Below are 22,359 nucleotides of genomic sequence, written 5' to 3' on the forward strand. Positions count from 1 at the left end.
CAGAGGAGGGGGAAAGCCGATGCTGCTCAACGAAGGGGAAATGGCCGGACACCTGGCCGCCGCGCTCGGCTTCGGAGCGGCGATCGGCCTGGAGCGGCAGTGGCGCGCCCGGATGGCAGGACTGCGGACGAACGCCCTGGTGGCGGGCGGTGCGGCGCTGTTCGTGCTGCTCTCGCAGTACGGGTTCATCGGCGCCGTCTCGGAGGTCCAGTACGACGGCTCCCGGGTCGCCGCCCAGATCGTGTCGGGCATCGGCTTCCTCGGCGCCGGCGTGATCATGCGCGACGGGCTGAGCGTACGGGGCTTGAACACGGCCGCCACCCTGTGGTGTTCGGCGGCCGTGGGCTGCCTGGCCGGCACCGGGATGTTCGTCCTGGCCGCCTTCGGCACGGCGGGCGTGGTGGGGGCCAACCTCCTGCTGCGCCCGCTGGGCCGGCGCCTCGACCGCGAACCGCGCGGCGGGGCGGAGGTGGCCACCGACTTCCACTTCGAGGCCGTGTGCCTGGAGGCGGAGGAGGCCCACATCCGCCACCGGCTGGTCGACGCGCTCGGCCGTCCGGGCTACGCGCTGCGCTCGATCCGCAGCCAGGACGGCCCGGAGGCCGGCCTGGTGACGGTGTCCGCGCTGCTGACCGCCGAAGGGGCGGCGGGGGGCCGGATGCTGGAGGAAGCGGTCAGCAACCTCTCGCTCGACCCGTCCGTCTCGGCGGTCAGCTGGTCGGTCGTGCCCGACCCGTCGGCCTCCTCCGGTTGAGCGGGGCGCTACTTGAGGGTGGCCGAGGTCAGACCGGCCTGGATCTGCCGCTGGAAGGACAGGTAGACCACCAGCATCGGGATCATCGCGATGGTCACGCCGGCGAACAGGACCGGCAGGTCCGTCTCGTACCCCATCTGGTACTGCAGCTGGATCAGGCCCTGGGTGAGCATGTAGCGCTCGGGGTCCGATCCGGTCTGCGGCTGCATCAGCACGGAGGGCAGGATGTACTGGTTCCACTGGCCCAGGACATTGAATATCCCGACGCTGATCAGGCCGGGCTTGGCCATCGGCAGCATCACCTGGAAGAAGATCCGGGTGTCGGAGGCCCCGTCGATCACCGCCGCCTCGTGCACGGCCGTCGGCAGCGTGCGGAAGAACGAGTGCATGAAGAAGACGGTGAAGGGCATCGAGTAGGCCACGTACACCAGGATCAGACCCTGGTACGTGTTGAGCATGTCCAGGCGCTTGACCATGAAGAACAGCGGGACCAGCGCCAGGAACACCGGGAACATGGCCCCGCTGACGAAGAAGTAGTAGAAGAGCCGGTTCCCCGGGAAGGGGTAGCGGGCCAGGACGTACGCCGCCATCGAGCCGAGCAGCATGGTCAGCGGGACCGAGAACACCATCACGATCAGCGTGTGGGCGAAATAGTCGCCGATGCCCTTGTCCCAGGCCCGGGTGAAGGCGTCGAAGTGCCAATTGGACGGCCAGCTGAGGGCCGAGCCGCCGATCTGGGCGTCGGTCTTGAACGAGCCGAGCGCCAGCCAGATCAGGGGCAGGACGATCAGTATCGCCCAGACGGCGAGGAACCCGTGGGAGAAGACGTTCAGCACCATGCCGTCGGAGGCGCTCTTGGCACCCTCCTTGGGGCGGCCGCTGCCGCCGGACCGCTCGGACGGGGCCTCGCCCGGCGCCTTGATTACCGTGGACTCTGCAGTCATCGGGGATCTCCTCTCAGAACTCGATGCGCTCGCGGCGGGTGGCACGCAGCGTGACGACGGAGAGGATCATGGTCAGGACGAGCATGACCACGCCCATGGCACAGGCGTAGCCGCTCTTGCCGAAGTAGAGGAAGTTGCGCATCAGCACCGTGGCCATGACCTCGCTGTGGTGGTCGGGCCCGCCGCCGAACTGGCCGGAAGTCATGGTCGACACCAGCACGAACATGTCCATGGCAGCGATGCCCAGGTAGACCGCGGAGGTCTGTACGGAGTCCCACAGCAGGGGCAGCGTGACCTTGAGGAAGGTCTGGGCGCGCCCGGCTCCGTCGAGCAGGGCGGCCTCGTAGATGTCCTTGGGCACGGACTGCATGGCGGCCGAGAAGAGGACCAGGTAGAAGCCGACCCCGTGCCAGACCACCACCAGCAGCAGGCACCACAGCACGAGGTTCGGCTGGTTGAGCCATTCGACGGGGTGGGCCGGGTCCACCAGGCCCAGCTTGGTGAGGAACCCGTTCAGCAGGCCGCCCTCGTCGCTGCGGTACACCGCGCCGAACAGCACGGCGAGGATGGCGAGGGACAGCACCTGCGGGAAGAAGTAGACGATCTTGTAGACGGAGGAGCCGCGGACGCCGCGGACCCCGCCCGCCCCGCTGCGCCCTCCCGCGTTCACCATGAAGGCGAAGAAGAGGGCCAGCAGGATGGTGATGGTCGGGACGAACACCAGGAGCAGCAGGTTGTGCCACAGGGCTCCGCGGAAGACCTCGTCCTTCATCAGTGCGGAGTAGTTGTCCAGGCCGACGAAGTCGAACGTGGGCGACTGTCCCGACCAGTTGGTGAAGGAGTAGCCGAACGTCTGAATGTACGGCCAGATGACGAAAGTCAGGTACAGCGCGAGCGGCAGGATGAGGAAGCCGGCGATGAAGCCGATCCTTCCCTTGCCCTGGGCTACTTGGCTCATGGTGTGCGCCCCTTGGACGATGTCAGCTGCGGTGGTTGTTCTTGGCGTTCGGGTCCTTGGCAGCCTTGTCTACCGCAGCCTGGGCCCGCTTGATCCATTCCTTTGGCTGGATCCGCTTGGCCATCAGCTCATTGGACGCGTTCTGGATCTCGGTGTCCATCTCGCTGTACCAGTCGGGGTACAGGTAGTTGAAGGTGTTCGTCCCGGCCGTCTTGACGGCCGCGACGGCCGAGGCAGTGCCCGGGCGCAGCTTGACGTTCGGGTCGACGCCGTCCTTGACCACGGTGAGGGAGTTCGCCTGCTGGGCGAAGAGGGTCGACCATTCGCGGGACAGCATCGAGCGGAGGAACTCCAGGCCGCCGGCCTTGTTGGCGGCCTTCTCCGGGACGATGAAGGGCTCGCCGGCGCCTGCCCGGATGGCCTCGAAGGGCAGCTTGCTGTCGGCGAGGGTCGGCACCGGCAGGAACTTCATGTCGAAGTCGTCCGGGGTCTGCTTGAGCTGTTCGTTCTCCAGCCAGGATCCGGAGGGGATGAAGGCCGCCTTGTACTGGTTCCAGGCGGTCTGGGACTCCGTGTGGGTGAGGCCGTTGGTGCCGGCCATCAGCAGGTCCTTCTCGACGACCTCGTAGACCGCCTCGACGGCGGCGAGGGCGGCGGGGTTGCCCTCGAAGGCGTTCGGCTCCAGGTTGTCGATCGCCTTCATGGCCTCCAGACCGCCCTTCTTGGCGATCAGGTCCATGATGACGACGTTGATGTAGTACGGGAACTTGCCCTGGTGGGCGAGTCCGCCGATGCCGGCGGCCTTGGCCTTGGTGCAGATGTCCAGGAACTCGTCCCAGGTCTTCGGCTCGGCCCAGCCCTTCTCCTTGAAGAGCTTGCCGGAGTACCAGAAGCCGAACACGGTGTAGACGTAGTAGAGGGCGACGAACTTGCCGCCCTGGGTGCCCTGTTCCACGGTGCCGGGGATGAGCATGTCCCGGACCTTCTTGGCCGGGTCGTCGAGCGAGGGCGCGTCGAGCACGGCGGTGAGCTCGGCGAGCTGGCCACCCTTGGCGAGGACGTCGACCTTGATCTGCTGGGCGCCGGAGTCGTCGATGACGTCCGGCGGGTTGCCCCCGTTGAAGCGGGGCTGGAGCTTGGCGGCGATCTCCTGGGTGCCCAGGTGGGAGCTGGTGGTGCCCCACTTCTTGTCGAAGGCGGCCTCCCAGGCCTTCGCGTAGTCGTCGCCGAACCCGCCCTTGAAGACGACGACGTCGAGCTTGCCGCCCTTGGCGACGCCGAACGGGTTCTCCTTGGTCACCGCACCCTTGTCCGGCCCCTTCGTGGTGTCCTCGCCGCCGGAGGCGCAGGCGGACAGGAAGCTCATCGTGGGCACCGAGATCAGTCCCAGTGCCGCGGAGCGCTTGATCAGGTCACGGCGGCCGATGCCCTCACCAGTGGATCCCATGCTCATGTCCTCGCCTTCGTCAGAAGTGTGAAGGAGGGCCGGGAACCGACGCATGCCCGTGGTCACCGCGCATACGGACATCACCGCAGGTCTCCGCCATCCCCCGGGTCCGGTGCCGCTCGTAACGCGATGATCCGGACGAGGCACAGGTATAGTCCACTTCCGTTCATGTGAGCAAGATCATGCACACGGTTGTCCGTCAGCTTTTCCGAGTTGAGACCTCCCCGAAACCTGACCCCGGCCGGAAAAAGCGGAAGGGCCGTACCCCCTTGACGGGGATACGGCCCTTGGTGCCGCTGCGGAACTCAGCCGCGGATGAGGTTGCGGAGCACGTACTGCATGATGCCGCCGTTGCGGTAGTAGTCCGCCTCACCGGGGGTGTCGATGCGGACGACCGCGTCGAACTCGACACCGGTGTCGGTGGTGACCTTGACGGTGCGCGGGGTGGTGCCGTTGTTCAGCTCCTCCACACCGGTGAAGGAGAAGGTCTCCTCGCCGGTGAGGCCCAGGGAGGCGGCCGAGGCACCCTCCGGGAACTGCAGCGGGAGCACGCCCATGCCGATCAGGTTCGAGCGGTGGATGCGCTCGTAGGACTCGGCGATGACCGCCTTGACGCCGAGCAGCGCGGTGCCCTTGGCGGCCCAGTCGCGGGACGAGCCCGAGCCGTACTCCTTGCCCGCCAGGATGACCAGCGGGATGCCGGCGGCCTGGTAGTTCTGGGAGGCGTCGTAGATGAAGGAGACCGGTGCGCCCTCGACCGTGAAGTCGCGGGTGAAGCCGCCCTCGGTGCCCGGCGCGATCTGGTTGCGCAGGCGGATGTTGGCGAAGGTACCGCGGATCATGACCTCGTGGTTGCCGCGGCGGGAACCGTACGAGTTGAAGTCGCGGCGCTCGACGCCGTGCTCGGTGAGGTACTTGCCGGCCGGGGTGTCGGCCTTGATCGCACCGGCCGGGGAGATGTGGTCGGTGGTGACCGAGTCGCCCAGCTTCGCCAGCACGCGCGCGCCGGCGATGTCGGAGACCGGGGTGGTCTCCATCGTCATGCCCTCGAAGTAAGGGGGCTTGCGGACGTAGGTGGACTGCGGGTCCCACTCGAACGTGTTGCCGGTCGGGATCGACAGCGCCTGCCACTGGGCGTCGCCCGCGAAGACGTCCTGGTAGGACTTGCTGAACATGTCCTCGCCGATGGCGTTCGCCACGACGTCGTTGACCTCGGCCTCGGAGGGCCAGATGTCCTGGAGGAAGACCGGCTTGCCCTCGGTGTCGGTGCCGATGGCGTCCTTGGTGATGTCCACCTTCATGGAGCCCGCGATGGCGTACGCGACGACCAGCGGCGGGGAGGCCAGGTAGTTCATCTTGACGTCGGGGTTGATCCGGCCCTCGAAGTTGCGGTTGCCGGAGAGCACCGAGGTGACCGCGAGGTCGTGCTCGTTGATCGCCTTCGAGATCTCCTCGTCCAGCGGACCGGAGTTGCCGATGCAGGTGGTGCAGCCGTACCCGACGAGGTTGAAGCCCATCTTGTCGAGGTACGGGGTCAGGCCGGCCTTGTCGAAGTAGTCGGTGACGACCTTCGAACCCGGGGCCAGGGTGGTCTTGACCCACGGCTTGCGGGTCAGGCCCTTCTCGACCGCCTTCTTGGCCACGAGCGCCGCGGCGACCATGACGTAGGGGTTCGAGGTGTTGGTGCAGGAGGTGATCGCGGCGACGGTGACGGCGCCGTGGTCGATCTCGAAGGAGGTGCCGTCGGCCAGGGTGACCCGGGTCGGGCGGGTCGGCACGCCGTTGGCGGTGGCCGGGGCGTCGGAGGCCGGGAAGGACTCCTTGCCCGCCTCGTCGTCGTCCTCGACGTAGTTGCGCACGTCCAGGGCGAACTGCTGGGAGGCGTTGGCGAGGACGATGCGGTCCTGCGGGCGCTTCGGGCCGGCGATGGAGGGGACGACCGTGGAGAGGTCGAGTTCCAGCTTCTCGGAGAAGTCCGGCTCGGCGGCCGGGTCCAGCCACAGGCCCTGCTCCTTGGCGTACGCCTCGACCAGGGCGACCTGCTGGGCGTCGCGGCCCGTCAGGCGCAGGTACTTCAGCGTCTCGTCGTCGATCGGGAAGATCGCGGCGGTGGAGCCGAACTCCGGCGACATGTTGCCGATGGTGGCGCGGTTCGCGAGCGAGGTGGCGGCGACGCCCTCACCGTAGAACTCGACGAACTTGCCGACGACGCCGTGCTTGCGCAGCATCTCGGTGATCGTCAGCACGAGGTCGGTGGCGGTGGTGCCGGTCGGCAGCTCGCCGGTCAGCTTGAAGCCCACGACGCGCGGGATCAGCATGGAGACCGGCTGGCCGAGCATCGCGGCCTCGGCCTCGATGCCGCCGACGCCCCAGCCCAGCACGCCGAGGCCGTTGACCATGGTGGTGTGCGAGTCGGTGCCGACGAGGGTGTCGGGGTACGCCTGGCCGTTCCGGACCATGACCGTGCGGGCCAGGTGCTCGATGTTGACCTGGTGGACGATGCCGGTGCCCGGGGGGACGACCTTGAAGTCGTCGAAGGCGGTCTGGCCCCAGCGCAGGAACTGGTAGCGCTCCTTGTTGCGGCCGTACTCCAGCTCGACGTTCTGCGCGAAGGCGTCCTTCGTGCCGAACTTGTCGGCGATGACCGAGTGGTCGATGACCATCTCGGCCGGCGAGAGCGGGTTGATCTTCGCCGGGTCGCCGCCGAGCGCCTTCACGGCCTCGCGCATGGTGGCGAGGTCCACGACGCAGGGGACGCCGGTGAAGTCCTGCATGATCACGCGGGCCGGCGTGAACTGGATCTCCTCGCTGGGCTGGGCTTGCGAGTCCCAGTTCCCGAGCGACCGGATGTGGTCGGCGGTGATGTTCGCGCCGTCCTCGGTGCGGAGCAGGTTCTCCAGCAGCACCTTCAGGCTGTAGGGAAGGCGGGCAGCGCCCTCAACCTTGTCCAGCCGGAAGATCTCGTACGACTCGTCGCCCACCTGCAGCGTGCTGCGGGCGTCGAAGCTGTTCGCCGACACGACAGTCTCCTTCATGCATGAAATTCGCGCGTTTTACCGCAATCCTGCCGCCACGCCCTGTGGCCAATCCGCTAAGGTAAGGCTAAGTTAGGTGAGCCTTACCAGCAGGGGCGGCTGCGGTACGCCTTCGGCAGATATCTCGATGTCGAGATAACTCTAGTGCATTGCCGCGCCCTGGTCATGCACGGCATGGGGCAGATCACAGCGACGGCGTGCCCGGAGCCGCGCGGGGCGCCGTGTACGGCCCCGAACGGGAGGACGTACGCACGGTCAGCGCGGCCGGGACGGTCAGCTGGCCCGGCTCGGCCCCTTCCGGGGATTCCAGCAGCGCGACCAGTGCGGCGACGGCGCTCTCCCCGATCACCTCCGGGCGCAGGCTCACGGTGCTCACCGGCGGGTCGCCCGCCGCGTACGCGGGGTCCTCGCTCGCGCAGACGAGCAGCAGCTCGTGCGGTATCCGCAGCCCGTGCCGGGCGGCGGCGGCCAGCACCTGGCGGCCGCCGGGGTCGTACACGCAGTACACGGCGTCGGGGCGGGTGCGGCCGGGTCCGGCGAAGACGGGGTCGAAGGCGTGGCCCTGGGCGTCCTCGGGGTCGAAGGGGACGATCTGCTCGGCCACTCCGCGCTCGGCGCACCAGCGGGCGTAGGCCGAGGTGACGGCCCCGGTGTAGTACTCGCGGCCGTACGCGGAGTGCAGCGCGATCCGCGTGGCCCCGGCCGCCGCGAGGTGGTCGAGGACCTCGCGGGTGGTGGCCTCGTGGTCGTTGTCCACCCACACGTCCCCGGCCCGCGGGTCCGGGGGCCGGCCGTCGAAGACCACCGGCAGGCCACGGGCCCGCAGGGCCCGGAGCACCGGATCGCCGGCCGGGCTGTCGAGGAGCAGCATCCCGTCGACGGCGAGGGTGTGCCACAGCGGCTCGGCGCCGCGGTCGGCGGGCAGCAGGGTGAGGGCGTAGCCGCGGGCGTGGGCGGCCGCGGTGGCGGCGGTCAGCAGCCGGGAGAAGTAGGCGATCTCGACGTAGTTCCAGGCGGAGCCCGCGTACGTGGTGACGGCGAGGCCGAGCGTGCGGGTGCGGGGGCCACGGCGGGCGCTGTAGCCGAGGGCGGCCGCCACCTCGCGGACCCGGCGGCGGGTGGACTCGCCGACGCGGCCGGTGCCGCCCAGCGCGTGCGAGACGGTCGCGGTGGACACCTCCGCGGCGCGCGCGATGTCGGCGATGGTCGGTCCGGGGCCGGGCACGGGGTCATCGTACGGACGGCGGTGCGGATTTCGTCGGCGGCGGCGGGTTCTGGTTAAGGGGTTAATCAAACAGTGTCCTGGCCACACCGACGTTTGGAGTGGCCATGACCTCTGCTTCCTTCTCCTCACCCCTCTCCCGGCGGGGCCTGCTCGGGGCCGTCGGGGCGGCGGGTGCGGCCGGCCTGCTGGGCGCGGCGGGGCGCGGCGCCCGCGGCAGCGGCCGCCGCGACCGGCTCCGTCTCCGGCTCGCGCGGCTCGGCGGCCCTGGTGATCCACGGCGCCCGGGTGTTCACCGGGACCGCGGGCGGCGGGGCGCCGGTCGAGGCGGTCGCGGTCGGGCGGGACGGGAAGATCCTGGCCACCGGGAGCGGTTCGGCGGTGCGCCGGCACATCGGGCGGGACACCGAGGTCGTCGACGCCCGCGGGAACACGGTGATGAGCGGCATCCACGACGGTCACGTGCACCCGCTGGGCGCCGGGGACCGGTCGCTGCGGCCCTCGCTGGAGGGGGCGGAGACCACGCTGCCCGAGCTGCGGGAGCTGCTGGCCGGCTTCCTCGCCGACACCGGGGGCTCGGACGCGGAGCCGGACCGCTGGCTGGTGGTGGAGGACTGGAACCCGGTCGGGCTGCTGCCGACCGGGAGCGTGCCGCACCACTCGATGCTGGACGCGCTGGCCACCCGCAGACCGGTCGCGCTGGTCGGCGGCGACGGGCACAACCTCTGGGTCAACCGGCGGGCCCTGGACATCGCCGGGATCACGGCGTCCACCCCGGATCCGGTCGGCGGCCGGATCGTGAAGGGGGCGGACGGGCAGCCGACGGGTGTCCTGAAGGACGACGCGCAGGACCTGGTGAAGCGGCACATCCCGGAGCCCTCGCGGGCCGAACTGGTCGCGGCCTGCGCCAAGGTGCTGGAGCTGGCGGCCGCCTCCGGGGTCACCACGATGATGGACGCCCTGGTCGGGCGGCACGAGCTGGAGCTCTACCAGGCCCTGGCGGCGGCCGGGAAACTGCCGCAGCGGATCGTGCCGGCGATCCGGCTCGACGCCGGACAGACCAAGGACCCGGCGGCCGCGCTGGCGTACGCGCGCGGGCTGCGGAAGGAGTTCGAGGGGGTACGCGGCCTGCGGTTCGGGATGGTCAAGGTGTTCCTGGACGGGGTCATCGAGTACCCGGCACAGACGGCCGCGCTGCTGGAGCCGTACCTGGACGGGAACGGCAAGCCCACGGCGAACCGGGGCGAGCTCTACACCTCGGCGGCCGACTACGGCCGCCTGACGGCCGCGTTCAACAAGGCCGGCTGGCAGCTGCACGCCCACGGGCTCGGAGACCGGGCGGTGCGGACCGCTCTGGACGGGTACGCGTACGCCCGCCGGGTGACCGGGCAGCGCGACGCGCGCAACGCGATCGCCCACCTGCAGATCGTGGACCCGGCGGACCTGCGGCGTTTCGCGCAGCTGGGCGTCGCGGCGTGCATGCAGCTCCAGTGGGCGGCGCAGGACACCTGGACCATGGACGCGCTGCTCCCCTACATCGGTCCGCAGCGCCACCGGTGGATGTACCCGGCGCTGAGCCTGGAGCGGGCGGGGGCCCGGCTGACCGGCGGCTCGGACTGGCCGGTGGACGCCCTCCAGGTGTGGAACCAGCTGCGGACCGCGATCGACCGGCAGGGCGCGTACGGGACGGGCGAGCTGTACCGGAAGCTGGAGGGGCTGAGCCGCGGTTCGGTGCTGCGGATGCACACCGCCGGGACTGCGTGGCAGCTGAGGCAGGAGGGGCTGACGGGGACGGTGGAGGTGGGCAAAGCAGCCGACCTGGTGCTGCTGGACCGGGATGTGACCCGTTGTCCGGTGGCCGACATCAGCGGGACCGGCGTACGGATGACCCTGGTCGGCGGCCGGGCGGTGCACGACGCGGACTCGGCGGCGGGCCGGGCCGCGGCGGCGCGGGCGGCCCGGGCGGTGTCCGGACCGCGCCCGTCGACGTACGCGGCGGTGCACGGCGGCCGCCACCACAATTGCGCCCACTAACCCACTCAATGGTGGTGGATGTCCGCAATTGAAGTGATGCGCGGAGAGTCGGGTGGAACCGACCATCAGTGGATCTGACGGTCGGTAACACCCGTCTGCCACACCCGACGCAGGAGCCATCTCATATCTGAGATACGGTGCATCCATGGCAGACGACTACCTCGTACGCATCGGCAAGCTCATCCGTGACGCCCGGCAGCACCGTGGCTGGACGCAGAGTCAGCTCGCGGACGCACTGGGCACCAGCCAGAGCGCCGTGAACCGGATCGAGCGCGGCAATCAGAACATCAGCCTTGAGATGATCGCCCGAATCGGTGAAGCTCTCGACAGCGAGATCGTCTCTCTGGGCTACGCCGGCCCGATGCACCTGCGGGTCGTCGGCGGCCGCCGGCTGTCCGGCGCCATCGACGTCAAGACGAGCAAGAACGCCTGCGTGGCGCTGCTGTGCGCCTCGCTGCTCAACAAGGGCCGTACGGTGCTGCGCCGCGTCGCCCGCATCGAGGAGGTCTACCGGCTCCTCGAAGTCCTGAACTCCATCGGCGTCCGCACCCGCTGGATCAACGAGGGCGTGGACCTGGAGATCGTCCCGCCGGCCCGCCTCGACATGGACGCCATGGACGCGGACGCGGCGCGCCGCACCCGGAGCATCATCATGTTCCTGGGTCCGCTGCTGCACCGGATGGACCAGTTCCGTCTGCCGTACGCCGGCGGCTGCGACCTCGGCACCCGCACCATCGAGCCGCACATGATCGCCCTGCGCCGCTTCGGCCTGGACATCACGGCGACCGAGGGCATCTACCACGCCGAGGTCGAAGCGGGCGTCTCCCCCGGCCGCCCGATCGTGCTGACCGAGCGCGGGGACACGGTCACCGAGAACGCGCTGCTGGCCGCCGCCCGCCACGACGGCGCCACGGTCATCCGCAACGCCTCCTCCAACTACATGGTCCAGGACCTGTGCTTCTTCCTGGAGGCACTCGGCGTGCGCGTGGACGGCATCGGCACGACGACCCTCACGGTGCACGGCGTCCCCAACATCGACGTGGACGTGGACTACTCCCCCTCCGAGGACCCGGTCGAGGCGATGAGCCTGGTCGCCGCCGCCGTGGTCACGGAGTCGGAGCTGACGATCCGCCGGGTCCCGATCGAGTTCATGGAGATCGAGCTCGCGGTACTGGAGGAGATGGGCCTCGACCACGACCGCTCGGCGGAGTACACGGCGGACAACGGCCGTACCCGCCTGGTCGACCTGACGGTCCGCCCGTCGAAGCTCGAAGCCCCGATCGACAAGATCCACCCGATGCCGTTCCCCGGGCTGAACATCGACAACGTCCCGTTCTTCGCGGCCATCGCGGCCGTGGCCCAGGGCCAGACGCTGATCCACGACTGGGTGTACGACAACCGCGCCATCTACCTGACGGACCTCAACCGCCTCGGCGGCCGCCTCCAACTCCTGGACCCCCACCGCGTCCTGGTCGAGGGCCCGACGCGCTGGCGCGCGGCGGAGATGATGTGCCCGCCGGCCCTGCGCCCGGCGGTGGTCGTCCTGCTGGCGATGATGGCGGCCGAAGGCACCTCGGTCCTGCGCAACGTCTACGTCATCAACCGCGGCTACGAAGAACTCGCGGAACGCCTCAACTCGGTAGGCGCCCAGATCGAAATCTTCCGGGACATTTAAGTACGCCGCAGGTCAGGATGCTTTCCCGTCCTCCTGGGCCGTCCGTGGGCCGTCGCCGGTGTCTCCGCCCCCGCGGAAGACCCCGTCGACGGCCCTTCGCGCGCGTGCCTGGCTGTTGGGCACGAGGTGCGTACAGGTCCGCAGGGTGAACCCCGGATCGCCGTGCCCGAGGTACTCGGACAGGCCCTTGACGTTCGCCCTCACATGAGAGGGGAGTTGGGCGGCGCCCGCTGTCGACCTGACAGCTACAGTGCGGCAGGGGCCTTCTTGTACCAGCTTGTGATGACGCTCACCAGGTGGACGATATTCTGGGTACGCATGATCGGCGCGGCCGCGTTCGGCTCGAAGTCGACGTTCGCCGCGGTGGTGCGCCAGATACTGGTTTCAGGCACCGGCGCACCCATATGTGCGTCGAGACGCTTGAAGAAGTCAGTGACATCGTCGAGCTCGACCGGGTTCTCGCCCGCCCGAAGCTCACGGAACACGCCGCCGAGGACCCGGAGCATGCCCACCGAGCCGAGCAGTGAGGTACGGCGCACCTCTTGAGCCATGGTGAGGTCTCCAGGCCGACGCTCAGCTTCGGGGTCGTCCTCCGTGAGGGCAGCGAGGTCGGTGAAGGCATTGGAGATCACGTCGAGGAAGTCCTTGACCTGCTCGATCACCTCGCCATCGGTGAGAGTCTGCTCGGCCTTCTTGCTGATCCGCCCGCCAGCGCCGGCGATGACGGCGCGTGTGATGTCGGCAACGTGCTTGGCCCCCATGAAGTTGGGGTTCTTGAGCGTCATGCGGTCCTGCTCGGCGTCGACCCTGCCCCTCAGCAGCGGGTGGTCGATCACGTCGGACAGGGTACGGTTGGCAACCTTGTAACTGTCGAAGCGGGCGCGCACGGCGCTGCTGATGCCCTTGGCATTGTCTGCGACGTCCACGAACATCTGCTGGGCCTTGATGGGGTCGGGCTCCACATAGATGTCCAGACCGACGTACTCGGCCTTCAAGCGGTTCATCTGGCCGATGAGTTCGTTGCGCTCCCCGTCAAGCTTCGCTGCCTTCTCCGGGCTGACCTTACGGGCCACCTCGCGGTCCACGGCAGAGATGGCGTCAGTGATGCGCTGCTTCTCGATGGCGACGCCGAGCACGCGATGCTGGCCGTCAATGGTCCGCAACGAGGAAATGCCGCCGATCGCCCACGGGACGGTGAGGTAGCCGACGGCACCCTGATCGTCCAACTTCTCGAAGGTGCAACCACCGCCGTCGCGTGCCAGAAGGGCTGGGGCAACCCAATCCTGCTTCGTGTCGAGATACTCGCCGAAGTGCTTGGCGTGGAGGCGATCGACCTTACGGTTGTCCTTGTCGACGTTGTCCGGGTCGGGAACGGGGAGGATGGTCGGGAGGTCCAGCAGCGGCACCCGCACGCTGTAGACGATCCGTCCGCCCTGAGGCGTCTTGATGGCTAGATAGGTGCTGGAGTCCTGCGGCTTGGACAGCCGCAGAGGGTCCACGGTGATGCTCATGAAATCCCCCCAATGGGATCAGCCACGCTCTTGTTTGGCGCGACAACAAGCGGAGCGTAGAACTAAGCCGCCCCCACATCTAGTAATTTCTTAATTTGAAAGCCAAGCAGGTAGGTATTGAGCACAAGTATTCACTATCGATCATTGGCGATTTCTTATGATCGCTCTGGGTGGCGCAATAACAAGACGACGCACGGTCGCGACGCCCCATGCGGAATGCTCTGACCTGCTCACGCAATGCCGGAGGATCGCCCCCCAGGAGCTGTGTCCCGTTCGTGCTTCTGTCCGCGTGGTCTGCGCCTCCCCAGCTCAGTCCGACGCTGGAAGCATCCCCTTGTCCGACCGGTTGGGGAGATGACCGTAGAGGGGCGGGACGATGACGCAGCCGACGTGCGGGGCTCCGACGCAGGAAGGCACCCGGTGCCGGAACAAAGCGGTCACAGGTAGCTCGCGGTGCGCCAGGCATCAGGGGCCGCGGTCCGCTTATGGAGTGGCGCAGCGGAAGAAGAAGGAAGCCGAAGCCAAGATGAGGAAGCTCAGGAAAAAGCGGTGACCTGGCTGCCGGACCCTACGAGCTGACCTCTGCGGGTGACATCAGCGAGGGCGGGCGCGGCCGGGAACCGAAGCTGCTGGGCACGCACTTCATCCGCCACCGAGGCGAGGAGTGGCCCGCGAACCACATCGGCTTCATCTTCGACGGCGGCACGCTCACCGACGAACAGATCGGCGGCATCGTCCTCGACCCCGCCGAGCACACCGGGTTCCGCGTCCACACCGCGGCCGAGTGGGAGGCCATCATGACGCCCGGCAACTTCGCCCGCCTCAAGGAGATCGACTCAGCCCGCAGAGCGGGCACCGTCGCCTACGTGGAGACCTGCTAGCGCCGCACCGGACGGCCTGGATGCGGTCGGGGGAGGTGGCTCGGTGTCCGCCGGGAGGTGTCCCGTCCCGGTATGGCCCGGCGGGCTTCGCGCTGGGCGGGGTGAAGTTGGCGGGAAAGTGCTTCGTTCGGGGTGGGTGACCCGCGTACGCTGCGGCGGTTCCGCGGAGTGTTGATCTTGGGGGGTCATTCATGGTGCGTCGTCGGGGGTTCGGTGTGGCAGCGGTCCTGGGGGCGGTGGTCGTGCTCGGGAGCGGGTGCGAGGGGCCGGCGCCGAAGGCGGGTGCGGTGGGGGCCGGTTCGGGTGTCAACGCCTCGCCCTCGGCCAGTGCGGCCGCCATGCCCTCCTTCGTCGGGCAGAAGTTCGCCGATGCCGGAGCCGCCGTAAAGAAGCTGGTCAGCAAGCCCGTCGAGGTGCGCAGCGCCTACTCCGACGTACCGTTGGCCTCCGACCACGCGGGCTGGGCGGTCTGCTTCCAGACCCCGGCGGCCGGTGCCCCCGTGGAGCAGGCGTCCACCGTCGAGCTCTCCCTCGTCGCGCCCGGCCGGCCCTGCCCGGACAAGGCCGGCGCGGTCCTCGTCCCGTCCAAGGCCCCGGCGGCGAGCGCGACTCCCGCCGTCCCGAAGCCGAAGACCTCGCCCCCGACCGACGGCGGCTCCACCGGCGGCGACACGGGCGGCAGCGGGGCGGGGAGCAGCGCGTACTACAAGACCTGCGCCGATGCCAGGGCTGCCGGGGCGGCGCCGATGCGGCGCGGCCAGCCCGGGTACCGCTCGGCCCTCGACAAGGACCAGGACGGCATCGCCTGCGACAAGTAGCCCGTCCCCGGCCGGCCGTGCGGCCGTGCGCGCCCGGTCGGGCGTGCAGCCGTGCGGCTGGATCCGGTCGGTCTGCTCCGATGTCCTCGGCGCGGCGGCAGCGGGGCGGGCAGAATCGGGCGCGTCGGTAGCGGGCGGTGTCGAGGGGGCGGCCATGGCAGTGGAAACAGGGGCGGAATCCGGAAGCGGTACGGAGGTTCCGACGCTCGGCGGGGTGCCGCTGCTCGGCTCCCTCTTCGACCTGAAATCGGACTCGCTCGGAACGTACCTGCGCGCCCGGCACCGGCACGGCGACGTCGTACGGATCACCGCCGGCCCGCCCGGGCTGCGCGCGGAGCTCTACTGCGTGTTCTCCGCCGAGGGCGCGCAGCAGGTCCTGGCCTCGGACTCGGCCAACTTCCGCAAGGACAACACCTTCTACCAGGAGATCCGGGACTCCTTCGGCAACGGACTGCTGACCAGCCAGGACGAGGACTACCTGCGCCAGCGGCGGCTCGTCCAGCCGCTGTTCACCAAGCGCCGGGTCGACGGCTACGCCGGAGCCGTCGCCGCCGAGACCCGGGCCGTCGTCGCGGGCTGGGAGCGGGCCCCCGGCGCGGTGGTCGACGTCGGCGAGGAGATGATGCGGCTCGCGCTGCGCGCGGTCGCCCGCATCCTCTTCGGCACCGATGTCGAGGCCACCGTCGACGTCGTCGACCGGTGTTTTCCGGTCATCACGGAGTACGTGCTGCGCCGCGGCTACTCCCCCGCCAACTTCCCGCGCAACTGGCCCACCCCGGGCAACAAGCGGGCGGCCGCCGCGATGGACGAGCTGTACGCGGCGTGCGACGCCATCATCGCCGCCCGGCGCGCCGGCGGTACGGCCGGGGGCGAGGATCTGCTCAGCCTGCTCGCCGCCGCCTCCGGCACCGACGACGGGGAGTTCGACGCCGCCGAGCTGCGCGACCAGGTGCTGATCTTCCTGCTCGCCGGGCACGAGACGACCGCCACCTCGCTCGCCTTCTCTCTGCACCTGCTGGCCCGCCACCCCGAGCAGCAGGCGCGGGCCCGCGCGGAGATCTCCCGCGTCCTGGGCGACCGTACGCCCCAGGCCGCCGACCTGGACCGGCTCCCGTACCTCACGCAGGTCCTGAAGGAGGCGATGCGGCTCTACCCGGCGGCCCCGGTCATCGGCCGCAGCGCGGTCGCGGCCACCGAGGTCGGCGGCCTGACCATCCCTGCGGGCGCGAACGTGATCGTGGCCCCGTGGGTCACCCAGCGCGACCCCCGCCACTGGCCGGACCCGGACCGCTTCGACCCGGACCGCTTCACTCCGGAGGCGGAGGCCGGCCGCCCCCGCTACGCCTGGTTCCCGTTCGGCGGCGGCCCGCGCGCCTGCATCGGGCAGCACTTCTCGATGCTGGAGTCGGTGATCGCTCTGGCGATGATCCTGCGCGCGTACGAGTTCGAGGCCGTGGACACCGACGTCCCCGTCACCGCCGGGATCACCCTCCGGGCGGAGGGCCCGATCCGCTGCCGGATCCGCGGCGCCGAGGTGGAGCCGGCCGCCGAGGCGTAGCCGGCCTCGGGCGGCCGGCTCCCCCTCGGCGTCAGACCGCCGCCGGCGTGTGGTTTCCCTTGAGGCGTTCCAGGTCCGAGGGGCGGACCTGGATCACGAACAGGGCGATGAGCGCGGCGACCAGGGCGAAGCAGGCCGCGACGATGAACGCGGCGCTCGCGCCGGAGGTGAGCACCTGGTCGCCCCACGGGTCCGGGAGCTGTCCGGTGCGCAGGAAGAGGGCCTTCTGGGCCGGGTTGGCCTGGCTCAGGAAGACCGGGACCTGATCGTGGGCCTCGTTGCGGCTGGCCGTTCCGAAGACCGTGACCAGGATCGACAGTCCGAGCGATCCGCCCACCTGCTGCGTGGTGTTGAGCAGTCCGGACGCCGCGCCCGACTCCCGGTCGGCGACGTTGGACAGGGCCATCAGGGTCAGCGAGACGAACTGCATGCCCATGCCGAGGCTGAACACGAGCACCGGGCCCAGGATGCTGCCGAGGTACGTCGAGTGGACGTCGGTCTGCGTCAGCCAGGCGAGGCCGGCCGCGGAACACAGGGCGCCCGCCACCATGAAGGGTTTGGGCCCGACTCTGGGCAGCAGCTGGGACGTGATGCCCGCGCCGACGGCGATGACCGCGCTCACCGGCAGGAACGCGAGGCCGGCCTGGATCGGGCTGAAGCCCAGCACGTTCTGCACGAACAGGGTCAGGAAGAAGAACATGCCGAACATCGCGCAGGCGAGGAAGAGCATGATGCCGTACGAGCCGGCCCGGTTGCGGTCGGCGAACATGTGCAGCGGGGTGATCGGCTGCGGCGAGCGCCGCTCGTTGAGGAAGAACAGCAGGAGCAGGACCACGGCCGCCCCGAACGATCCGAGGGTGACGGGGTCGGTCCAGCCCTCCTGGGAGGCGCGGATGAAGCCGTAGACGAGGGCGACCATGCCCAGGGTGGACAGCAGCGCGCCGGCGAGGTCGAAGTGTCCGGGGTGGCGTTCGGACTCGCGGATGACCCGCGCGGCCATCACCGCGATGGCCACGGCGATCGGGACGTTGACGAAGAGCACCCAGCGCCAGTCCAGCCATTCGACGAGAACGCCGCCGGCCAGCAGTCCGATCGCGCCGCCGCCCGCCGATACGGCGGCGAACACGCCGAACGCCCGGTTGCGTGCCGGGCCTTCCCGGAACGTGGTGGTGATCAGGGCCAGGGCCGTCGGGGAGGCGATGGCGGCGCCGACGCCCTGCAGCGCCCGGGCGGCCATCAGCTGGCCTTCGTTCTGTGCGAGGCCGCCGAGCAGCGAGGCCAGCCCGAAGAGCAGGATGCCGAAGATGAACACGCGTTTGCGGCCGAGGATGTCGCCGGTGCGCCCGCCGAGGAGGAGGAGTCCGCCGAAGGTGAGGGTGTAGGCGTTGACGACCCAGGACAGGCTTTCGGTGGAGAAGCCGAGGGCGGTCTGGATGTGCGGAAGCGCGATGTTCACGATGGTGATGTCGAGAACGACCATGAGCTGGCAGGACGCGATGACGAACAGGGCGAGGCCGTTGCCGCTTCCTCGGACCCTGCCGTGTTCGCCGTCTGTCCCGCCACCGGTCGGCGTTGCGTTCTCGTCCACCTTTTCGACGCTAAACCCGGTGCGGGGGGTACACCACTCGAATGGCCTAGGCTGCATGACATGTACAGTGTGCCATTTCACATGACACACTACGATCATGGATGACTTCCTCAGGCTCTCCGCGAGCACCGGCCGCTTCACGTACGGCGCCCCGCGCGCGTTCTCCTTCGGGGACGACGGCAGGCTGCTCTGGTTCCTCCGCTCCACCGGCCCCACCGACGCCTTCGACAGCCTCTGGGTCCTGGACACCGCCACCGGCACCGAGACCCGGCTCGCCGACCCCCGCGAGCTGTCCCCCGAGCCGGGCACCCTGCCGGTCGCCGAGCGCCGGCTGCGGGAGCGGACCCGGCTCGTGGCCGCCGGGATCGGCTCGTACGCGCTCTCCGGCGACGGCCTCAGCGCCGTGTTCCCGCTCTACGGGCGGCTGTACCGGGTGAGCTGCGAGGGGCTCGCCGAGGGGAAGGCGCAGCCGGCCGAGGAGATCCCGGCCGCCGGGCCCGCCCTCGACCCGCGCCCCAACGCCGACGGCTCCCGCACCGCGTACGTCACCGGCGACGCCCTCCACACCCACCCCGGCGGCCGGATCAGCCCCGCCGACGGGGCCCGCTGGGGCCTCGCGGAGTTCGCCGCCGCCGAGGAGCTGGGCCGGGACCGGGGCCACTGGTGGTCCCCCGACGGGGAGACCCTGCTGGCCGCCCGCGTGGACGAAACCGCCCTCCAGCGGCGCCATTTCGCCGATCCCGCGCACCCCGAGCTCCCGGCCGAGGACTTCGCGTACCCCGAGGCGGGCGGTCCCAACGCCGAGGTCCAGCTGTGGGTCCTCGGCCCGGAGGGCCCCCGGGTACGGCTCGACTGGGACGCGGCGGCGTACCCGTACGTCTCCGACGCCGACTGGGAGTCGCGGACGGAGATCCTGCTGACCGTCCAGGACCGGCTCCAGCAGAACGTGCTGCTGCTCACCGCCGACCCGGCCACCGGCCGCACCCGGGAGCTGTCGCGCACCGAGCACCCCCACTGGGTCGACCCTCTGCTGCCCGGCACCCCGGCCCGGCTCCCCGACGGGCGGATGCTCACCGCCGCCGACACCCCCGGCGGCGCCGCCCGCGCCCTCGCCGTGGACGGGGAACTGCTGACCGGAAGCGGGATCCAGGTCCGCCGGGTGGCCGGCATCCACCAGGGCCGGCTGCTGATCGAGGCCGGGCAGCGCGACCCCGCCGAGCAGCAGGTGCTGCTCCTCGACCCCGCCACCGGTGAGCTGACTGCGCTCGCCGACGGACCCGGGGTGCACGGCGTCCAGGCCTCGGCCGGGGCCCTGCTGCTGACCAGCGCCGACGCCGACGGGATCCGGCGGACCGTGCACACCGCCGACGGGCGCCGGTCCACACCCGGCGACCTGTCCGCGCCGCTGCCCCACCGGGTGGTCCCGGTACTGGAGCGGGTCACCGAACACGGCGTCCCCACGGCGCTCGTGCTCCCCCGCGGCCACGTCCCCGGCCGGCGGCTGCCCGTGCTGATGGACAGCTACGGCGGCCCCGGCTACCAGGACGTCTGCGCCGAGCCGCGCCGCTGGCAGCAGCGCCAGTGGTGGGCCGACCGGGGCTTCGCGGTCGTGACCGTCGACAACCGCGGAACCCCGTACGTGTCCCCCTCCTTCACGCACGCCATGTACCGCGGGTTCTCCGAGGTCACGCTGGACGACCAGGTCGCGGCCCTGCACGCGCTCGCCGACCGCCACCCCGACCTGGACCTCGGCCGGGTCGGGGTGCGTGGCTGGTCGTACGGCGGGTACCTCTCCGCGATGGCGGTGCTGCGCCGTCCGGACGTCTTCCACGCGGCGGCCGCCGGAGCGGCGCCGACCGACTTCCGCCAGTACGACACGGCGTACACGGAGCGGTACCTCGGCCTCCCCCAGGACCACCCGGACGTCTACGAACGGGACTCGCTGCTCCCCGACGCCCCGAACCTGGCCCGGCCGCTGCTGCTGATCACGGGCCTGGCCGACGACAACGTCCACCCCTCGCACACCCTGCGGCTCTCGCGGGCGCTGACCGACGCGGGCCGTCCCCACCAGCTCCTGGCCCTCCCCGGGGTCACGCACATGACCCCGAACGGGACCCGCGAGAAGATCACCGCGCTGGAGCTTGAGTTCTTCCGCCGCGAACTGGCCTGAGGGGCGCGCCCGGACACGGGACCTGACGGGCCCCGGGGGCCCTAAGCCGTGGGCGATCCCGCCGCGAAGGCGAGGATCGCGGGCGCCGCCTCGTGCAGGCTCGCGAAGTGGCGGTGCGCCCCGTCCACCGGGGCCGGTGTGTTGACCGCCCACACCGTCATGCCGGCCCGCAGCCCGGACTCGACCCCGGTCGGCGCGTCCTCGACGACCAGGCAGTCCTGCGGCCTCGCACCGAGGCGCTCCGCCGCCAGCAGGTACGGGACCGGCGACGGCTTGCCCTCGGCCACGGCCCCGGCGTCCACGAGCACGCCCGGAACCGGCAGTCCGGTCCGGGCGAACCGCCCGCGCACCCGGTGCTCGTAGTTCGAGGTCACCAGGGCCCAGCTTCCGGCGGGCAGGCCGGTCAGCAGCTCGGGGGCACCGGGGAAGGCGGCGTAGACACCGGAGCGGACGTCCTCGTCCTCCAGTTCGTGCAGCGCGGCCAGGCACGCCTGCGGGTCCCGCCCGGGCGCCACCTCCGCGAAGGTCTCCAGGGGGCGGGTCCGCAGTGCCACGCGGTGCACCTCGTCGGGGTCGAGTCCGTGGCGCTGCGCCCACGCCGCCCAGACCCGGCGCTGGTTCGCCACCGCATCGATCAATGTGCCGTCGACGTCGAAGAGGACGAATTTCACGGGGCCCGGCCGGGTGGTTTCGCTGATCACGTCGTGATCATGCCATCGGCGCGGCGCCGCGCGGACAGCGGGAGGACCCCGGGCCGATCGTGTCGGCCCGGGGTCCTCCTTCTTCCCCTGGATCCCCGTCAGTCACCGGGGAAGTGGCAGGCCACCTCGCGGGAGGCGGCGATCCGCAGCAGCGGGCGGTCCGTGCGGCAGACGTCCTGCGCCTTCGGGCAGCGCGGGTGGAAGGTGCAGCCCGGGGGCGGGGCGGCCGGGCTCGGCGGGTCGCCGAGCAGCACGATCCGCTCGCGCCGCCGCTCCGCCGCCGGGTCCGGCAGCGGTACGGCGGACAACAGCGCCCGGGTGTAAGGGTGCTGGGGGCTCTCGTACAGGGCGCGCTTCTCGCCGATCTCGACGATCCGGCCGAGGTACATGACGGCGACCCGGTCGCTGACCCGTTTGACCACGGACAGGTCGTGCGCGATGAACACGTACGCCAGGTCCAGTTCGCGGCGCAGCCGCTCCATCAGGTTGACGATCTGTGCCTGTACGGAGACGTCGAGGGCGGAGACCGGCTCGTCGGCGACGATCAGCCGGGGGCTGGTGGCCAGCGAGCGGGCGATCCCGATGCGCTGGGCCTGGCCGCCGGAGAACTCGTGCGGGTAGCGGTCGATGTGCTCCGGGATCAGCCCGACCAGGTCCATCAGCTCGGCCGCCCGGCGGCGCGCGTCGGAGGCGGACCAGCCCTGCACGAGCAGCGGGTCGGAGATGATCCGGGCCACCGTCTGGCGGGGGTTGAGGGAGGAGTGCGGGTCCTGGAAGACCATCTGGAGGTGGCGCCGGTGCGGACGGAGACCGCGCTGCGACAGCCTCGTGATGTCGCGTCCGTCGAAGGTGATGCTTCCGGACGTGGGCTCCAGCAGCCGCACCAGCATCCGGCCGGTGGTGGACTTCCCGCAGCCCGACTCCCCGACCAGGCCGAGGGTTTCGCCGGCCGCGAGGTCGAAGGAGACCCCGTCGACGGCGCGCACGGGCGCCCCCCGGCGCCCGGACGCGGAGCGTCTGCCGGGGAAGGTCATGGTCAGGTCGCGTACGGAGAGCAGCGGCC

General features: G+C 70.4%; 16 protein-coding genes. 6 read left to right on the forward strand and 10 right to left on the reverse strand.

The window, feature by feature from the left end; all coding sequences use genetic code 11:
- Nucleotides 1-19: 19 nt before the first annotated feature.
- Nucleotides 20-754 carry an MgtC/SapB family protein gene (locus K7B10_RS11490; protein WP_229336010.1) on the forward strand — a complete coding sequence of 245 codons (735 nt, stop codon included), beginning with the start codon at nucleotides 20-22 and terminating at the stop codon, nucleotides 752-754.
- An 8-nt stretch (nucleotides 755-762) separates the two neighbouring features.
- Here K7B10_RS11490 and K7B10_RS11495 read toward each other — a convergent pair whose 3' ends face one another.
- The 5 genes from K7B10_RS11495 to K7B10_RS11515 all read right to left on the reverse strand — a co-directional run bounded on the left by K7B10_RS11495 (nucleotide 763) and on the right by K7B10_RS11515 (nucleotide 8,363).
- On the reverse strand, nucleotides 763-1,698 hold the full coding sequence (locus K7B10_RS11495) for a carbohydrate ABC transporter permease (protein ID WP_229336011.1): 936 nt from the start codon (nucleotides 1,696-1,698) through the stop codon (nucleotides 763-765).
- Between the two features lie 13 nt (nucleotides 1,699-1,711).
- Entirely contained in the window at nucleotides 1,712-2,656 is a 945-nt protein-coding gene (locus tag K7B10_RS11500) for a carbohydrate ABC transporter permease (protein WP_030154508.1), read from the reverse strand.
- Between the two features lie 22 nt (nucleotides 2,657-2,678).
- Nucleotides 2,679-4,103, reverse strand: coding sequence for an N-acetylglucosamine/diacetylchitobiose ABC transporter substrate-binding protein (ngcE, locus tag K7B10_RS11505; protein WP_372481399.1), 1,425 nt, complete (start codon nucleotides 4,101-4,103; stop codon nucleotides 2,679-2,681).
- Between the two features lie 305 nt (nucleotides 4,104-4,408).
- Nucleotides 4,409-7,123: an aconitate hydratase AcnA gene (acnA, locus tag K7B10_RS11510; RefSeq protein WP_308284571.1), complete on the reverse strand. Its 2,715-nt coding sequence runs from the start codon at nucleotides 7,121-7,123 to the stop codon at nucleotides 4,409-4,411.
- Between the two features lie 199 nt (nucleotides 7,124-7,322).
- The gene (locus K7B10_RS11515) at nucleotides 7,323-8,363 is read right to left on the reverse strand and encodes a LacI family DNA-binding transcriptional regulator (RefSeq protein ID WP_229336014.1); all 1,041 of its coding nucleotides are present in this window, start codon (nucleotides 8,361-8,363) and stop codon (nucleotides 7,323-7,325) included.
- Between the two features lie 171 nt (nucleotides 8,364-8,534).
- Here K7B10_RS11515 and K7B10_RS11520 point away from each other — a divergent pair, with 171 nt between their 5' ends.
- Together K7B10_RS11520 and K7B10_RS11525 are read left to right on the forward strand one after the other, a co-directional pair.
- On the forward strand, nucleotides 8,535-10,394 hold the full coding sequence (locus K7B10_RS11520; RefSeq protein ID WP_229336015.1) for an amidohydrolase: 1,860 nt from the start codon (nucleotides 8,535-8,537) through the stop codon (nucleotides 10,392-10,394).
- A 145-nt stretch (nucleotides 10,395-10,539) separates the two neighbouring features.
- Nucleotides 10,540-12,069 carry a helix-turn-helix domain-containing protein gene (locus K7B10_RS11525; RefSeq protein WP_229336016.1) on the forward strand — a complete coding sequence of 510 codons (1,530 nt, stop codon included), beginning with the start codon at nucleotides 10,540-10,542 and terminating at the stop codon, nucleotides 12,067-12,069.
- Between the two features lie 245 nt (nucleotides 12,070-12,314).
- On the opposite strand, the gene K7B10_RS11535 is transcribed toward K7B10_RS11525, so the two are convergent.
- Together K7B10_RS11535 and K7B10_RS11540 are read right to left on the reverse strand one after the other, a co-directional pair.
- Nucleotides 12,315-13,580, reverse strand: a complete 1,266-nt coding sequence (locus tag K7B10_RS11535; protein ID WP_229336017.1) for a DNA sulfur modification protein DndB — start codon at nucleotides 13,578-13,580, stop codon at nucleotides 12,315-12,317.
- 536 nt (nucleotides 13,581-14,116) lie between these two features.
- A complete protein-coding gene (locus tag K7B10_RS11540; protein WP_229336018.1) occupies nucleotides 14,117-14,353 on the reverse strand; it encodes a hypothetical protein in 237 nt (78 codons plus the stop codon).
- A gap of 323 nt (nucleotides 14,354-14,676) precedes the next feature.
- Here K7B10_RS11540 and K7B10_RS11545 point away from each other — a divergent pair, with 323 nt between their 5' ends.
- A complete protein-coding gene (locus tag K7B10_RS11545) occupies nucleotides 14,677-15,279 on the forward strand; it encodes an excalibur calcium-binding domain-containing protein (protein WP_229336019.1) in 603 nt (200 codons plus the stop codon).
- 154 nt (nucleotides 15,280-15,433) lie between these two features.
- Nucleotides 15,434-16,837: a cytochrome P450 gene (locus K7B10_RS11550; protein WP_229336020.1), complete on the forward strand. Its 1,404-nt coding sequence runs from the start codon at nucleotides 15,434-15,436 to the stop codon at nucleotides 16,835-16,837.
- A gap of 31 nt (nucleotides 16,838-16,868) precedes the next feature.
- Here the strand turns inward: K7B10_RS11550 and K7B10_RS11555 are convergent, their stop codons facing one another.
- The gene (locus K7B10_RS11555) at nucleotides 16,869-18,425 is read right to left on the reverse strand and encodes an MFS transporter (protein ID WP_229336021.1); all 1,557 of its coding nucleotides are present in this window, start codon (nucleotides 18,423-18,425) and stop codon (nucleotides 16,869-16,871) included.
- Between the two features lie 97 nt (nucleotides 18,426-18,522).
- Here K7B10_RS11555 and K7B10_RS11560 point away from each other — a divergent pair, with 97 nt between their 5' ends.
- Entirely contained in the window at nucleotides 18,523-20,595 is a 2,073-nt protein-coding gene (locus tag K7B10_RS11560; protein ID WP_229336022.1) for a S9 family peptidase, read from the forward strand.
- Nucleotides 20,596-20,636: 41 nt separating this feature from the next.
- On the opposite strand, the gene K7B10_RS11565 is transcribed toward K7B10_RS11560, so the two are convergent.
- Together K7B10_RS11565 and K7B10_RS11570 are read right to left on the reverse strand one after the other, a co-directional pair.
- Nucleotides 20,637-21,296, reverse strand: a complete 660-nt coding sequence (locus tag K7B10_RS11565) for an HAD family hydrolase (RefSeq protein WP_229336023.1) — start codon at nucleotides 21,294-21,296, stop codon at nucleotides 20,637-20,639.
- Nucleotides 21,297-21,394: 98 nt separating this feature from the next.
- Nucleotides 21,395-22,330, reverse strand: a complete 936-nt coding sequence (locus K7B10_RS11570; RefSeq protein ID WP_229344948.1) for an ABC transporter ATP-binding protein — start codon at nucleotides 22,328-22,330, stop codon at nucleotides 21,395-21,397.
- Nucleotides 22,331-22,359 lie beyond the last annotated feature (29 nt).

This window comes from Streptomyces flavotricini (genome assembly GCF_020639365.1).
In the GTDB taxonomy this organism is placed as follows: domain Bacteria; phylum Actinomycetota; class Actinomycetes; order Streptomycetales; family Streptomycetaceae; genus Streptomyces; species Streptomyces flavotricini.